General features: G+C 71.4%; 11 protein-coding genes. 1 reads left to right on the plus strand and 10 read right to left on the minus strand.

The annotated features are described in order from the left end of the window. Positions 1-16: 16 nt before the first annotated feature. The 10 genes from hslV to regB all read right to left on the minus strand — a co-directional run bounded on the left by hslV (position 17) and on the right by regB (position 12,700). A complete protein-coding gene (gene hslV / locus T8T21_RS11385) occupies positions 17-571 on the minus strand; it encodes an ATP-dependent protease subunit HslV (protein ID WP_322335673.1) in 555 nt (184 codons plus the stop codon). Then, positions 568-753, minus strand: a complete 186-nt coding sequence (locus T8T21_RS11390; RefSeq protein WP_322335674.1) for a hypothetical protein — start codon at positions 751-753, stop codon at positions 568-570. The genes hslV and T8T21_RS11390 overlap by 4 nt, the downstream gene beginning before the upstream one ends. 10 nt (positions 754-763) lie before the next feature. Then, a complete protein-coding gene (gene trxA, locus T8T21_RS11395; RefSeq protein WP_183470227.1) occupies positions 764-1,084 on the minus strand; it encodes a thioredoxin in 321 nt (106 codons plus the stop codon). 57 nt (positions 1,085-1,141) lie between these two features. Next, the gene (addA, locus tag T8T21_RS11400) at positions 1,142-4,513 is read right to left on the minus strand and encodes a double-strand break repair helicase AddA (protein WP_322335675.1); all 3,372 of its coding nucleotides are present in this window, start codon (positions 4,511-4,513) and stop codon (positions 1,142-1,144) included. Further along, on the minus strand, positions 4,510-7,461 hold the full coding sequence (addB, locus tag T8T21_RS11405; RefSeq protein WP_322335676.1) for a double-strand break repair protein AddB: 2,952 nt from the start codon (positions 7,459-7,461) through the stop codon (positions 4,510-4,512). The genes addA and addB overlap by 4 nt, the downstream gene beginning before the upstream one ends. After that, on the minus strand, positions 7,451-8,149 hold the full coding sequence (locus T8T21_RS11410) for a nucleotidyltransferase family protein (protein WP_322335677.1): 699 nt from the start codon (positions 8,147-8,149) through the stop codon (positions 7,451-7,453). The genes addB and T8T21_RS11410 overlap by 11 nt, the downstream gene beginning before the upstream one ends. Then, positions 8,146-9,093: an aminoglycoside phosphotransferase family protein gene (locus T8T21_RS11415; protein WP_322335678.1), complete on the minus strand. Its 948-nt coding sequence runs from the start codon at positions 9,091-9,093 to the stop codon at positions 8,146-8,148. The genes T8T21_RS11410 and T8T21_RS11415 overlap by 4 nt, the downstream gene beginning before the upstream one ends. Next, complete coding sequence (gene tsaE / locus T8T21_RS11420) at positions 9,086-9,553, minus strand: tRNA (adenosine(37)-N6)-threonylcarbamoyltransferase complex ATPase subunit type 1 TsaE (protein ID WP_322335679.1); 468 nt, start codon at positions 9,551-9,553, stop codon at positions 9,086-9,088. The genes T8T21_RS11415 and tsaE overlap by 8 nt, the downstream gene beginning before the upstream one ends. Positions 9,554-9,600: 47 nt before the next feature. Beyond that, the gene (locus tag T8T21_RS11425; RefSeq protein ID WP_322335680.1) at positions 9,601-11,250 is read right to left on the minus strand and encodes a PAS-domain containing protein; all 1,650 of its coding nucleotides are present in this window, start codon (positions 11,248-11,250) and stop codon (positions 9,601-9,603) included. Positions 11,251-11,326: 76 nt separating this feature from the next. After that, complete coding sequence (regB, locus tag T8T21_RS11430) at positions 11,327-12,700, minus strand: sensor histidine kinase RegB (RefSeq protein ID WP_322335681.1); 1,374 nt, start codon at positions 12,698-12,700, stop codon at positions 11,327-11,329. Between the two features lie 91 nt (positions 12,701-12,791). Here regB and T8T21_RS11435 point away from each other — a divergent pair, with 91 nt between their 5' ends. After that, the gene (locus T8T21_RS11435; protein WP_322335682.1) at positions 12,792-13,418 is read left to right on the plus strand and encodes an SCO family protein; all 627 of its coding nucleotides are present in this window, start codon (positions 12,792-12,794) and stop codon (positions 13,416-13,418) included. The last annotated feature ends 32 nt before the right edge of the window (positions 13,419-13,450 follow it).

Raw genomic sequence — 13,450 nt, forward strand, 5'->3', positions numbered from 1 at the left:
CGGAAAACGCGAGGCCTCAGGCCTCGAGCGTTTCCACGGTCAGCTTGCCATTGGTGTAGACACAGATATCGGAGGCGATCGCCATGGCGCGCCGCGCGATGGCCTCGGCATCCATATCGGTGTCCATGAGCGCGCGTCCGGCGGCGAGGGCGAAGTTGCCGCCCGAGCCGATCGCGGTGACGTCATGTTCCGGTTCGAGCACGTCGCCGGCGCCGGTGATGACCAGCAGGTCCTTGCCGTCGGAGACGATCAGCATCGCCTCGAGCTTCTGCAGGTACTTGTCGGTGCGCCAGTCCTTGGCGAGCTCGACGCTGGCGCGCGCCAGCTGGCCCGGCGTCGCCTCGAGTTTCTTCTCGAGCCGCTCCAGCAGGGTAAAGGCGTCGGCGGTCGATCCGGCGAAGCCGGCGATGACCTCGTAGCTGCCGGGGGAGAGCCTGCGCACCTTGCGCGCGGTGCCCTTGATCACGGTCTGGCCGAGGCTCACCTGGCCGTCGCCCGCGATCACCACCTTGCCGCCCTTGCGCACGCCGATGATCGTGGTGCCGTGCCAGCCGGGGAAGTCGTCGCTCATCTTGCCTCCTGTCGGGCGCGGGGCTGCCCGCGCACCATGCGTATTTTTCGAATGGTGAAGGAGGGACCTCCTTCGCCGTCCGGGCCGATATGGGGGCCGTGGCCGGGAAGGGCAAGTTTGGCCCCGATCAGAGCCTGATCAGACACGAAAAAGGCGCCCGAAGGCGCCTTGATCGTCGTCATGTCCGGTGGATCAGAGCGACTCGTCGATCCAGCCCTTGAGCGCGGCCTTGGGGGCGGCGCCGGCACGGTTCGAGACGATCTCGCCATCCTTGAACAGGAACAGCGCCGGGATGCCGCGCACGCCGAGCTGGGCGGGCGAGTTCGGGTTCTCGTCGACGTTGACCTTCACGATCTTCACGCGGCCCTGATACTCGTCCGACAGCTCCTCGAGAGCCGGGCCGATGGTCTTGCAGGGGCCGCACCACTCGGCCCAGAAATCCACCACGACGGGGATGTCGGACTGGCGCACTTCGGTGTCGAAATTCGCGTCATTGACTGCAACGGTGGCCATCGGGGCTCTCCTTGGTCTGGGCTTGGGTCAGTCAGGTAAGGATGCGGGTGGGGCGCGTCAATGGGCGGCGCGGCGCAGGGCCGCCATGACCAGATCGCGTGGCAAGGGCATCAGCCTGGCGCCATGGGTCCACAGCGCCGCCACCTCCACCCGGCGGTCCGGCCAGAGCGCCTCCAGCATCGCCGCATAGGCGCCCATTTGCCGCAGGATCCCCTCCGGGACCTGCTCGGGACAGTCGGGCACCAGCCGGTTGGTCTTGAAATCCACCGCCAGAACCCGCGCCTCGCCGATCAGCAGCCGGTCGATGGCGCCGTGCAGCCGCTGCCCGCCCAGCGCATCGAGATCGGCGGTGATCGCGGCCTCTGCCAGCGCATCGGGGGCGAAGATCTCCTCCAGCCCCGGCGCAGCGACGAGGCCCAGCGCATCCGTCAGGATCGCCTCCGGATCGTCGCATTCGACCGTTTCCTCGGCGTTGTCGAGGAGCCTGCGTCCCTGCACGGCGCGATGCGCCTCAGGCAGAGCGGGCAGATGTTCGAGCAGCAGGTGCATCAGGGTGCCGCGCGCCCGCGCCGCCTCGCCCTGCTCGGGCTCGGTCTCGCCGGGCATCACCTTGGCGCCGCCGAGATCCGAGGGGGTGAGGATGGCGGGCGCGCTCTCGGGCATGGCCACCGCCGGGTAGGTGGGCGCCTCCGGCAGCGCCGCGACGGGGGCGCGGGGCGCGAGCAGCTCGCCGCAGGCCCAGTCGAGATGGGCGTAGCGCCGCCCTTCCCCGCCGGGCATCGGCGCGGCCCCGGCGCCGAGCCGGTCGAGCCCCTCGGACATGGTCGCGTGCCAGCTGTCGCCGCCCTCGCCCACATCGCCCGCCGCGCAGCAGATCAGCCAGCTCTCGGCCCGGGTCATCGCCACGTAGAGCAGCCGCCGCCGCTCGCGCTCCTGCGCGTCGATCAGCTCGGCGCGCAGCGCCTGCAGCGGCTCGGGACTCTCGGCCACCGGCACGGCCCAGAGCTGCGCGCCCTCGGCCTCGTAGAGCTTGTCGCGCAGGTCCACCCGGCGCTTGGCGGTGTCGGGCAGGATCACGATCGGCGCCTCGAGACCCTTGGCGCCATGCACCGACATCACCCTGAGCCGGTCGCCGGCGGACTCCGCCTGCCGCTTGATCTCCAGCTCGTCGGTTTCCATCCATTCGAGGAAACCGGTCAACCCCGGCACCTGCGTCTGCTCGTAGGAGAGCGCTTGCGACAGCAGCGCGTCGATGCCGTCCTCGGCTTCCGCGCCGAGCCGGGCCAGCAGCTTGCGGCGGCCGTCATGGCGCAGCAGCAGCCGGTTGATCAGATCGTAGGGCCGCAGGAAGTCGGCCTGGCGGCGCATGTCGTCGATCACCGCCATGGTGTCGGGATATCGGTCGCGGGCGTCGCGCAGCCGCGGCCACAGATGGGCGGGGCGGCCCTGGGCGAGGTCGTAGAGATCCGCCTCGCTCCAGCCCAGTATCGGCGAACGCAGCGCGCAGGCCAGCGACAGATCGTCCTCCGGCAGCGCGAGGAAGCGCAGGAAGGAAGCGATGTCCTTGACCGCCAGCTCGCCGCCGATGCGCAGCCGGTCGGCCCCCGCCACGTCGAGCCCGGCTGCCTTGCAGGCGCGGATGATCTCGTGAAACAGCGCCGAGCGGCGCTGCACCAGGATTAGCACGTCGCCCTCGCTCACCGGGCGGCGGTCATAGACACCGGAATGGCCGCGCTCGACCGGGATCGTCTCCTCGGCCTTCATGCGCTTGATCTCGTCGGCGATGCGTCGCGCCAGCACAACGGAGGGGTCGGTGGCGCCGGGCCGGTCCACCGGGTCGGTCCAGGGCGTGTCGTCCTCTTCCTTCTCGGGCGGCTCAACCGGCGGCCAGAGATCGACCCGGCCCGGCATCGCGGATTTGAAGGCGCGGTGCGGCACCTCCTGACCCAGTCCCTCACGATGCGGGCCGACGAAGGTGGCGTCGACCGCGCGCAGCACCGCTTCGGAGGAGCGGAAGGAATATTCGAGATCGAGCCTGTTGAGCCCCTGCCCCGCAGCCTCCAGCCGCTCCTCGAAATGGCGCTGCATCTCGTCGAAGCCCTCGGGATCGGCGCCCTGGAAGGAATAGATCGACTGCTTCTTGTCGCCGACGACGAAGATGGTGCGGCGGTGCTCGGCGCGCGCGCCCTCCCCGGCCGCAAATTCCTGCGCCAGCCGCTCGATCACCGCCCATTGCGCCGGAGAGGTGTCCTGCGCCTCGTCGACGAGGATGTGGTCGATGCCGCCATCGAGCCTGAACAGCACCCATTGCGCGACCGCCGGATCGGTCAGCAGCTTGCGGGCGCGGCCGATCAAATCGTCGAAATCGAGCATACCGCCCAGCAGCTTGCGCCGCTCATAGGCCGGGACGAAGACGCGGGCGAAGGCGTCGAGGGTGCGGGTCTTGTCGAAGGCGGCGAGCGCCAACCGCGTCTGGCGCCCCTCCTCAACACGCGCCATCAGGTCGTCGAGCCGCTCGATCAGCGCCGGTTCGCTCTCGCGCAGCGCCTTGGTCGGGAACTTGCCGATCTTGGCGCCGTAAGGCGTCTTGGCCGAGGCACCGAACAGGAACAGATTCTCGAGCAGGTCGAACAGCGCCGCATCAGGCGCGGCCTTGAGATCCACCTTGCCGAGCCGGTCGGCGGCCTTGAGATCGGTCGAGGTACCCCGGCGCAGCAGCACCCGCAGGGCACCGAGCGTGTCGAAATCCTCCGGTTCGAGCGCGACGTCGTGGAACCGCTCGGTGGTGAGCCCGGCGGGCAGGTCGAAATGCCGCGCCAGCGCTGCCGGATCGGGCGTGCCCAGAAAAGCCTCGCGCCGGGCGGTGATCTCGCGCAGCAGCGTGTCGAAATCCCCCTCGGAGGCGAGCATCGCCAGCGCGTCGACCAGCGGCCGCTCGGGCCCGGCCGCCATCGCGTCGACCACCTCGGCGCGCAGCAGCTGGGCGGCGCGGTCCTCCATCTCGGTGAATTGGGGGCTGACCCCGGCTTCGAGCGGGAAGCGGCGCAGCAGCCCCGCGCAGAAGGAATGGATGGTCTGGATGCGCAGCCCGCCCGGCGTCTCGATCGCGCGGGCGAAAAGCGTGCGTGCGGCCCGCAGCGAGATCGCCTGCGGCGTGCCGAGCCGCTCCAGCGCCTCGCGCAGGGCCCGGTCCTCCATCATCGCCCATTGCCCGAGCCGCTGGAACAGCCGGTTCTGCATCTCGGAGGCGGCGGCCTTGGTATAGGTCAGGCACAGGATGTTCTGCGGGTCGGTGCCGTCGAGCAGCAGCCGCGCCACCCGGTCGGTGAGCACGCGGGTCTTGCCCGACCCGGCATTGGCCGAGAGCCAAGTGGAATTGGCCGGGTCGGCGGCGCGGACCTGCCGTTCGGTCGCCTCGTCGCGGATCATCCGACCTCCTCCCCCTCGGCCTCGGCCGAGAAATCCCATTCGCCGAAGCGCGACAGGTGGTCGTAGTCGCTGCGGTCCTTGTCGCTCATCAGCGCCATCCGGGCCGAGTAGCCGCGATCGCGCTCCTGCCAGCGGGCGATCAGCTCGCGCAGCTGGGCCCAGACCATGTCCGGCGGGATCTCGTCGAGCGGCGCCTCCACGACCCGGCCACTGCCGGCGAGGCCGATATAGGCCGCGCCCGCGACCCGGCCCGGCCCGGCCTTCTCGAAACCGCCGCGCTCGGCCATCGCCGCCTCGAGCAGGAGTTGCTTCTCGAAGTTCTTCTGCTGCGGCCCGGTGGGCGGGCTGCCGGTCTTGTAGTCGTAGATCCTGAAGCCGTCATCGCCGACATCGATCCGGTCGGCCTGCGCGGTCAGGGTGAAGTTCAGATCCTCGATGGCGGCGGCGCCGTCGATTTCGAAGTGGCGCGGGGTCGCCAGCTTCTGTCGAGCCGCCTCGGTGGTCAGGAACCAGTCGCTGATCCGGGCGATCCGCGCGATCCAGAGCCTGCGCACCGTGGGCCAGGGGCATTCGGCCTCAAGTACCCGCTCGGTCACGGCGAGGAGCCGCGCCTTGGCGATCGGATCGCTCGGCGCGAGCCCTTCCTTGAGGAACTCCTCGAACACCTTGTGCAGCACCGTGCCGCGCAGCGCCGCATCCGGGCTCGGCGTCAGTGGATCGAGACAGCGCAGACGCAGCACGTGACGGGCATAGATCGCGTAGGGGTCGCGGATCAGCGTGCGGATCGCGGTGACCGAGAGCCTGTCAGGCCGGGCCGCCAGCGGTGGACGCGGGCTAGGGCGACGGGCGGGCGGCACCCGCGCCTCGGGCACCGAGAGCGCCGTGGCCCGGGCCAGCCAGTCCGCGCCGCGGGCGCGCATCGCCGCCAGCGCCTGACGCCCGCCCTGTTCCGGCAATCCGTCGAGCAGGTTGGTCAGCCGGTTGATCCAGCGCGACGGCACCGTCTCGCTATCCGCGGAGCGGGTCGAGCGGGTGATCCAGACCTCGCGCACCGCGACCGCCTGCTGGTAGTCATGCGCCGAGAGGCCGATCCGCCGCTCGGGCAGCAACAGCCCGGCCTGGGCCCGCATCCGGCGGTTGAGCCACGGGTCGGCCGGCGGCGCCTCGGGCCAGGAGCCCTCGTTCATCGAGGCAAGGATGGTGAGATCGGCGCCCTGCACCCGCGCCTCGAGCGTGCCGCGGATCAGCACCTGCGGATGGCCGATATCGGGATTGCGCACCTCGACCCGGCGCATCACCCCGAGAAACAGCGACCGGTAATCGCGCAGCGGCATGGCGCCCGCCGCCTCGGCATGCTCGGCCAGACCGTCACAGGCCTGCCGCGCGGCGCGGCCCGCCGCCTCGTCCCAGAGCCCGCCGGCGCCTTCGATCCCCGGACCGGCGGCGAGGCATTCGGCGAGCTTGAGATGGCAGGCGAGATGCTCGGAGAGCGGTTTTTCCGCGCCGTTCGGCACCAGGTCGAGCGCCTCGCAGACCCAGTCGGCCCAGCCCATCCGGCCGGGATCGCGCGCGCCGGTCTTCTCCGCCCAGCGCCGCAGCACCGCGTCGTCGGGATAGGCCGCCCCCTCGCGCCGGAGCCAGAGCTCCAGCTCGCGGGTGCGCAGCAGGTGCGGGCCGCGCTCGCGCCCCGAATGGCACAGCGGATGCTTGAGCAGCGACAGGATCGCCGCCGGGCCAGGGCGCTCGCCCATCACCTCGCCGGCGAGCCGCAGGAACCGGCCCGGGGGCGTCAGCGGGAGCGGCACGCCGGCGCTGTCGTCGGCCACGAGGTTCCAGCGGTCGAGCGCGGCCGAGACCTGCCGGGTCAGCATCCGGTCGGGGGTGACGAGGGCGACGGTCTTGCCCTCATCGACGGCGGCGCGCATCCGTAGCGCGATGGTCTCGGCCTCCATGCGGGGCGAGGGCGCCTCGAGCAGGGTCATGCCCTCGGTCGCGGGGCCGAGATCGCCCAGGCCCGGCCCTTCCTCGCGCCACTGGTCGGTCACCGGCGCCGGGCGCAGCGACAGCGACACCAGCCGGTTGCGCGCGGGCGAGGGGGCGGGCGTGTCGTGCCACAGCCGCAGCTCCTCGGCCTCCATGTCGAGCATCCGCAGAATGCGGCGGAAGCGGAACTGCGGGTGATCCTCGGCGGCCAGCGCCTCGTCCAGCCGCTCCCAGACCTCCTGCGGCTGGTCCATGTCGACGCCGGGCAGCACCACCGCCCCCTTGTCCTGACGCGCCACCGCCTGCAGCAGGAGCGCCGTCGCGCCGCGCGACCCGGTGGATCCGGCGACGATCACCGGGTCGGTCGGGGGAGTGGCCTCCCAGCCCTCGATCAGCCGCTCCACCGAGATCCGCTGGCGGGCCTCGCGGTCGGGGGCGGCATCCGGCCCGAACCAATGGGTGACGATGTGCAGGAATTGCAACGATCGGGCCCAGTGGCCAGAGAGGTCGCTGACGTCGAGGGCCGACAGATCGTCGGGGGTCACGCCCTCGCCCTGCATCTCGTCCATCAGCCCGGCGAGGCTGTCGGCGAGATCGTAGACCGCCGCGCGCGGGGCAAGGTCGGGCTGCGCTTCGACCAGCCTCGAGACCAGCTGCGTCAACTCCAGCCGGCGGCGAAGTGGCGCCACGGGCAGCGGCAGGTCAGGCCCGAGCGGGTCGAGCGCCAGCTCGGTGATCAGCCGCAGCCGGGGCAGCAGCGTGGCGGGACCGGTGTCGAACACCTCGCGCACCCTGCGCCGCATCCGGTTGGTGCCCAGATAGACCGTCACCCGGGCCATCGCCTCGGGTCCCTGCGCCCCGAACCGGGCCCGCAGACCGGCGACAAGCCCTTCGGCAAAATCGACGCCGCAGGGCAGGGCGTAGAGATGCGCCGCCCCCGCGTCGGGGAAGGTCTCAGACGGCATGGGCGTCCTGCAGCATGGATTCGGCGATCTCGATGCAGTCGGGGCGACCGACATCGCACCAGCGCCCGTCATGCACCACGCCGTAGAGCCGGCCCCGGGCCGCGATCTCGTTCCACAGCAGGTTGAGCGAGAAGGCCTCCTCGGGGATCGCGTCGAGCCCGTCCGGCACGATGATCTGCGCCCCGGAATAGACATGGCCGGGCCCGCGCGAGAGCCGCCCCTCGGCATCGATCAGGAAATCGCCGGCGCCGGAATGGGCCATCGCGTTCTCGCGCGGGAGCAGCAGCAGCAGCGCCTCCATCCGGGACGGATCCCAGGCCTTGCGCAGCGCCAGAAGCGGGTTCGGCCCGGCCCAGATCGCGTCGGAATTGAGCGTGTAGACCGGGCCGGGGCCGAGCAGCGGCCGCGCCTTGCGGAGACCGCCGCCGGTCTCGAGGAGCTTCTCCGTCTCGTCCGAGAGGATCACGTCGCGATCCGCGAGATGCTCGCGCAGCACCTCGCCCCGGTGATGCAGGTTGACGACCCGCCGAAGCGGCATCAGCGGCGCGGTGAGTTCGAGCGCGTGGTCGATCAGCGGCCGGCCCGCCACCTCGACCATCGGCTTGGGGCGCTGGGCCGTGAGCGGGCCCATGCGACGGCCGAGACCGGCGGCGAAGATCATGATGGCGCCGGGCGCTTGGGTGGTCATGCGGCGGTCTCCTCGGGGGCGGGGATGGCGGCGGCGAGAGGGGCGAGCCCGGCCAGCGCCGGATGGTCGAGATCGGCGCGGATCTGGCGCCAGACGCGCGGCATCAGCGCCAGATAGCGGGTCTTGCCGTCGCGCCGCGCGAGCCGGGCAAAGATGCCGAGGATGCGCAAATTGCGCTGCACGCCCAGCGCGGCGCAGGCGGCGGCCACCGCCTCCGGGTCGCGCCCGGTCGCAGCGGCGAAGCGCTGCATCATGGCATGGCGCAGATCCTCGGAGACGTCGCGCCGCGCATCGCGCAGCAGCGAGACCAGATCGTATTCGGGCGGGGCCAGCAGCGCGTCCTGGAAATCCAGCAGACCGATCCGGTCGGTCCCGCTACGTTCGGGCCGCCAGATCAGGTTCTCGGCATGGTAGTCCCTGAGCGCCAGCACCGAGGCGGATGGCGCGTACCGCTCAAGCGTGTCATGCAGTGCCGATTGCAGCGCCCCGAGGTCGAGGCCGGGCGCGTACCATTCGCCCAAGGGGGCGATCATCTCCGCCCCCACCGACGGGGTCAGCGCGGCAAGCCCGGGAGGCGGGGCCGCCGCCTGCAGCCGGGCCAGCGCGTCGATCGCGGTCGCGTAGGGGGTGATGTCACGGGGATGCGCCTCGGCCCAGCCCGCCACCTGGATCTCGCCCAGATCCTCGATAACCGCGAGACCGGCCTCGCGGTCGAGCGCGTGCAGGCGCGGCGCGCAAAGGCCGATCCCCGTCAGGTGCACGGCGATGGCCACGAAGGCGTCGAGCGCGGCGCGGCCTTCCGGCGGACAGATCATCAGGATCAGGCTGTCGCCACCGGGCACGGCCAGCCGCTCGTAGCGGCGCGCCGAGGCGTCACCGGCCAACGGCAGGCGGGCATGGCTGCCGGAGCCGTGCCGGGCGAGGAAGGCGTCGATGTCAGCCAAGGAGCGGCTCCAGTCGCTCTCGCCAGGGAGCGGGCCCCGAAACGGTCAGCAGATGCCCCTCGGGGCGCGCCTCGAAGGCCAGCGACAGCGCGTCTGCCGGGGCCATGTCGCCCATTCGGTCGGGCCATTCGATCAGGCAGATGGCCCGGCCCATCGCCTCTTCGAGGCCAAGCTCGACAAGCTCGAACGGGTCGGAGAGGCGGTAGAGGTCGCAATGCCAGATTTCGGCCCCGGGGGCCTCGTAGCTTTGCACCAGCGTGAAGGTGGGCGAGGGCACTTCCTCGTCGGGGTTGCCGGTGCGGGCACGGATCAGCGCGCGCGCGAAGAAGCTCTTGCCGGCGCCGATCTGGCCGGAGAGCAGCAGCGTGTCGCCCGGACGCAGCAATGGCGCCAGCCGCGCGGCGAGGGCGTGGCTGTGCGATTCGTCGGGCAGGGGGATCGGACCGGCCTGGAACGTCATGGCCGCAACCTAGGCGCTGGGCCGTGTGCTGCAAGCCGAAACGGCCCTCAGCGGCCCCTTGCGCGGACCGGCGCTTCCGGATCGTGCTGGCCGGGCGCCCCGGTCTCGGCGGTGGCAATGCGGGGGCCTTCGGCGGCATCCTCGGCAAAGCCGATCAGCATGGCGCCGCCCGGCAGCGGCAGGTGACGACAGGTGAGCCCGCGCCCATCGGCCCGGCGCAGCCGTTCCGTTCCGGCGCTGCGCTCGCCAAAGCCGCCGACGAGGTCGCGCAGACGGCCCGGCGCCGGGCTCGGCGCGAGGCCCTGCTGCCAGCGTGCGACTTCCTCGGTGATGCCGGTCTCGGCCAGACCGGGGTCGGGCGCGCCCCAAAGGGCCTCGTATGCCTCGTTGTGCAGCAGCCGGGTGCCGCCCGCCGAGAAGACCGCGATCGCCTCCGGCAGTGTGTCGAGCACGGCGCGGGCGGTGTCGATCTCGGCCCGGAAGTGCCGGGTCAGGGAAATCTCGGCGCTGATGTCCTCGAACAGGAAGGCGACGGCGCCGTCGGGATGCGGCCTGCCGGTGACGCGGTAGGTCTGGCCGCCGGGCAGGGACCACGTCTCGCAATAGGTGCCGCGCGTGGCCTGCGCCTCGAGCGCTGCGACCTGCTCGCGCCAGCTGGCGTAATCCTTGGGCTCGGGCAGCATGCTGCGGTCGCGCAGCCGGTCGAGCACGGTCTGCACCTGCGGGCGCGAGCTGAGAAAGGCGATCGGCAGACCGGTCAGGTCGTGGAAGGCGGGGTTGAACATCACCAGCTTGCGGTCGCGGTCGAAGATGGCGAGGCCGATGGCGAGCTGCGCGAAGGTCTTGGTCAGGGTCTGCACGAACTTGCGGCGGGCCTGCTCGGCCTCGACGACCTTGGTCACGTCGAGCGCGAAATGCACCGTTTCGGTGCCGCGATGCAGCCGGGTGACCTCGAACCAGCGGCGGGCGGGCCGTCCGGGCTGCGACAGGCTGACCCGGCAGCTCTCGCCCTCGGCCCCGGCAGGCTTGAACTCGCCCAATTCGAAGAGCCGGTCGGGTGGCCAGCCGCACCCGTGCTCGGCCCTCTCAATAGGTGCCTGTCCCGCGTCCCCAGCGGCCCGCATCGCTTCGGCCTGCGCCTCGGCGAGCCGCAGATAGGCGCGGTTGGCCCAGCTCAGCCGACCCTCGCCGTCGATCTTCCAGATCAGCTGGGGCGCGTCCTCGCCGATGCAGCGCAGGGTCTCCAGCTCGTCCTGGAGCGCTGCGAAGGCGATCGCGTCGATCGGGGTCTGATCGGGGGCGGAGGGCCCGCCCGGGCAGAGGCTGAGCCGCAGCAACCCGTCCCAATGCTCCAGCTCGAGCCAGCCGATGCCGCCGCGCGCCTCGATCCGCCGCCGCCCGTCCCCCTCGAGCGTCGCGAGCCGCCGCGCGAGACCGGGAAAGCGGTGATCGAGCAACGATACCAGCAGGTCGCGCTCGGTGCCCGGCCCCTCGAGCCGGTCGAGCAGCCGCCGCGCCGGGGCGGTGGCGTCGATCAGGCAGTCGCCGTCGAACAGAAAGACCGACCGCAGCTCCGCCGGGGCGGGGCGGGACCGGCCGCCGGGGGCCAGCCGCGCCAGCAGCGTCACGATCGCCGCCGCCGCGAGGGTCGAGACGCAGATAACGATCAGCAGGGGCAGGAGCGGGGTCAAGGTCATGGAGCATGCAACCAGAGCGAAATCGCGCCTAGATTGTGTGCGAAGTCTTAACCGTGTGTTAACCAGCCGCGCCGGCTCAGGGCAGGAAATGCGGGTTCGGCGCGGTCCCGGCGTCGGTCGCCTCGATGATCTCGCGCGGCCAAGCGATCATCACGATGGCGCCCCCCGCCGCGTCGCCGCTGGCGCGCAGCCGGTCGCCGCCATTGGCGAAGCTGAGCCGGGCACCCGACCTTTCGAGCAATGTCTTGGCGATGAACAGCCCCAGCCCCATCCCTTCATAGCCGGGCCTGCGGCGCGAGCGCATGAAGGGGTCTCCGATCCGGCCGATCAGCCCCGGCGGGAAGCCCGGCCCGTCATCCTCGATCGTCACCATCACCGCCTCGGGGGTCCAGGACAGGTCGATCTCGACCCGGCCGCGGGCGAAATCGACCGCGTTCTGGATCAGGTTGCGCAGCCCGTGGACGATCTCGGGGCGGCGGTGGATCAGCGGCTGCAGCTCGGCCTCGGCGCCGCTGCCGGGCTCGGCGCCGACCGCGAAGACGACGTCCCGGCCGCGCGCCAGATGCGGCTCCGCTGCCTCGCGCACCACCGCTTCGAGCGGCGCCTGCCGCAGGTGGGTGTCCTCCTTGCCGGCCCGGCCCATGGAGCGCAGGATGTCGCGGCAGCGGATCGCCTGCGCCCGGATCAGCGCCGCGTCCTCGGCCGCATCGGGTCGATCGGCCAGATCGTCGACCAGCTCGCTGGCGGTGAGGGTGATGGTGGCCAATGGCGTGCCCAGCTCATGCGCCGCCGCCGCCACCACGCCGCCCAGATCGGTGAGCTTCTGCTCGCGCGCGAGCGCCAGCTGGGTCGCGGCCAGCGCGTCGCCCATCGCCTGCATCTCGAGCGTCACCCGTCGCACGTAGAGGGCGATGAACAGGATGCCGATCGCCAGCGCCAGCCAGAAGCCGAAGCGCAGGAGCTCGGGCAGCGACAGCGCCACCATCTGCGGCGACAGTACCGGTCGGCTCCACAGCCACAGCACCGTCACCGATACCAACGCCAGCCCGCTGACCAGCAGCACGCCGGGCAGCCGCAGCATGGTGGCGGAGATCGTGACAGGCGCCAGCATCAGCAGCGCGAAGGGATTGTCGAGCCCGCCGGTGAGCCACAGGAGCACCGAGAGCTGCGCTACGTCGAAGACCAGCATCGCCGCCGCCTCGCCCTCGCTCAGCCGGCGCGTCGCCGGCAGCAGGAAGGCGGCGAGCAGGTTGGCCAGCACCGCCGCGCCGATGGTGATCGCCACGAGCCCGCTGGGAAAAACGAGGCCATAGACCGTCGCCGCCACCAGCGCCGCCGCGGTCTGCCCGGCGACCGCGATCCAGCGCAGCAGGATCTGTGTCTTGAGCCGGACGCGGTTGCGGCGGCCCAGATCGCGCAGCATCGCGAGCTCGGTATCGGCTGGGGGCAAGGCGCGGCTCCGGCTCGTGCGTCAATCTCGCCCATTGATAGGGCGGGGGCGGACAGGCATCAATGCGGCGCCCCGTCCCACAGGAGATACGATGCAACGCCCTGTCGCCCTCGCCGCCGCCGGCATTCTCGTCACCCTCGCCGGGGGGGCGCTGATCGCCACGACGATACTCGCCCCGGCGGACCGGATGGCGGCCTGCCGGGCCAGCAACGTGGCGGGTGGGTTCGACCGGTTGGGCGGGCCGTTCACACTGCTCGACGGGGCCGGGCGCGAGGTCACCGACGCGGATGTCATTACCGAGCCGAGCCTGATCTATTTCGGCTACACCTCCTGCCCGGATGTCTGCCCGGTCGACAACGCCCGCAACGCCGCCGCGGTCGACATCCTCGCCGAGGATCACGGCATCGACGCGCAGCCGGTCTTCATCACGGTCGATCCGGCCCGCGACACGCCCGAGGTGATGGCCGACTATGCCGCCAACATGCATCCCGAGATGGTCGGACTGTCGGGCAGCGAGTCGCAGATCGCCGCGGCGGCCAAGGCCTATTCCACCTATTACGCCAAGGCGGACGAGGACCCGGACTATTACCTGATGAACCACCAGACCATGACTTATCTGGCGCTGCCGGGGCTGGGCACGGTCGAGTTCTTCAACCGCGATGACGGGCCAGAGGAAGTGGCGGAGCGCACGGCCTGCCTCGTCGAGGCCGCGGATTGACCGGGCCGCGCCTGCGCCTAGTTTCGCAACAC

The organism is Limimaricola variabilis, assembly GCF_034371605.1.
In the GTDB taxonomy this organism is placed as follows: domain Bacteria; phylum Pseudomonadota; class Alphaproteobacteria; order Rhodobacterales; family Rhodobacteraceae; genus Limimaricola; species Limimaricola variabilis.